Source organism: Streptomyces sp. NPDC057654 (genome assembly GCF_042800135.1).
GTDB lineage: Bacteria > Actinomycetota > Actinomycetes > Streptomycetales > Streptomycetaceae > Streptomyces.
Map to the genome: position 1 here is coordinate 1 of NZ_JBHVHQ010001246.1, position 1809 is coordinate 1809.

At 70.2% G+C, this 1809-nt stretch carries 2 protein-coding genes; both read right to left on the reverse strand.

Annotated elements, in window-relative coordinates:
• Window positions 1-134: 134 nt before the first annotated feature.
• A complete protein-coding gene (locus ACFU99_RS42480; RefSeq protein ID WP_384403829.1) occupies window positions 135-968 on the reverse strand; it encodes an alpha/beta fold hydrolase in 834 nt (277 codons plus the stop codon).
• A 185-nt stretch (window positions 969-1153) separates the two neighbouring features.
• Complete coding sequence (locus ACFU99_RS42485) at window positions 1154-1651, reverse strand: hypothetical protein (RefSeq protein ID WP_384403832.1); 498 nt, start codon at window positions 1649-1651, stop codon at window positions 1154-1156.
• Window positions 1652-1809: the final 158 nt, after the last annotated feature.

Below are 1809 nucleotides of genomic sequence, written 5' to 3' on the forward strand. Positions count from 1 at the left end.
CCCTATGCCCGGCAGAAGGGCGTCCGCAGGCGTGCGCTCCGGGCTTTCACCCCACGAGCCGCGACGAAACGAGGGCTCGGGCGGCGGCGGACTCCTCGTCGCGTGACGGATTACGCGAGGGGTTACGGGAGCGGCTACTTGGCGAGGAAGGCGAGCAGGGCGGCGTTGACTTCCTCGGCGTGTGTCCACAGGAGCCCGTGCGGGGCGCCCTCGATCTCGAAGTAGTCGGCGTGGGGCAGGGCCCGGTGGAAGGGGCGGCCGGTGGCGTCTATGGGCAGTACGCGGTCGCCCGTACCGTGGAGGATGAGCGCCGGCACGTCGATCTTGGCCACGTCGCCGCGGAAGTCGGTCGTCCAGGTGGGGACGCAGGCGCCGGAGGCGTGGGGGGAGGCCCCGGCCGCCGTGTTCCAACTGGCGCGTACCGCCTCGTCGCTGATGCGGGTGCCGAGGTTCTCGTCGAGGTTGTAGAAGTCCCGGTAGAACTCGGTGAAGTAGGCGTAGCGGTCCTTGGCCACGGCTTCCTGGATGGTTTCGAAGACGCTCCCGTCGACTCCGGTGGGATTGTCGTCGGTCTTGAGGAGGAAGGGCTCCAGAGAGGCCAGGAAGGCCGCTTTGGCCACGCGGCCGGGGCCGTACGTCGAGAGGTAGCGGGCGACTTCGCCCGTGCCCATCGAGAACCCGACCAGCACGGCGCCGGTCAGGTCCAGGGCTTCCATCAGGGTGTTGAGGTCGGCGGCGAAGGTGTCGTAGTCGTAACCGGCAGTGGGACGGCCGGACTTGCCGAAGCCGCGGCGGTCGTAGGTGATGACGCGGTGACCGGCCGCCAGGAGGGCCTTGGTCTGCCGCTCCCAGGAGTCGCCGTCGAGCGGGTAGCCGTGGATCAGCACAACCGGCTGTCCCGACCCGTGGTCCTCGTAGTAGATGTCGATGTCGGTGCTGTTCTCGCGGCCCACGGTGACGTACGGCATGAGGTCTCCTCGATGAGAGCGATGCGGTGAGGGAGGGGCGGGGCCGGGGCGGCCCGCCGCCCGCGGGGTCGCCGACAGCTTGGCAAACTCCGCGGCGGCAGGGGTGTGCTCACCGCGCACACCCCTGGTCCGACGGCGCAGGACGCCTGGGGCAGGGGACGCGGAGTGCTTGGTGGAGCGGGTTCTCAGCTCCGCGGGAAACGGGCCTGGAGGTCCCATACGACCGGGTTGTCGCCGAGTCCTTCGTGCATGTCGGTGAGGTCGGCGATCAGGTCGTGCAGGAAGTCACGGGCCTCGCGGCGCAGCGCGCGGTGGTTGAAGGTGAGCGGCGCCTCGTCCGCCGGAACCCAGTCGGCGGTGACCTCGACCCAGCCGAAGCGCCGCTCGAAGAGCATGCGGTCCGTGGACTCGGTGAAGTCCAGCTCGGCGTAGTGCGGGGTCGCGGAGCGGTTGCCGCGCGGGTCGCGGTCGAGCTGCTCCAGGATGTCGCAAAGGGCCCAGGCGAAGTCGAGCACGGGGACCCAGCCCCAGGCCGTGGAGAGCTCACGGTCGGACTTGGTGTCGGCGAGGTACACGTCTCCGCAGAACAGGTCGTGGCGCAGCGCCCGCACGTCCGCCGTCCGGTAGTCGAAACGGGACGGGTCGGGGAAGCGGGAGGAGAGCGAGTAGCCGAGGTCGATCACGCCTCGATGGTGTCACGGGCGTGGGCCGGGCGTGGTCACGGCGGGGCGGGGCGGCCGTGGTCGTGGCGTGGGCTGGTAGCCGGGCGGGCATCGACAGCGGTCATGAGACGGACACTCCAGGAAGTAGGGGAGGGGACGATCAGGTGCGGCCAGGTGCA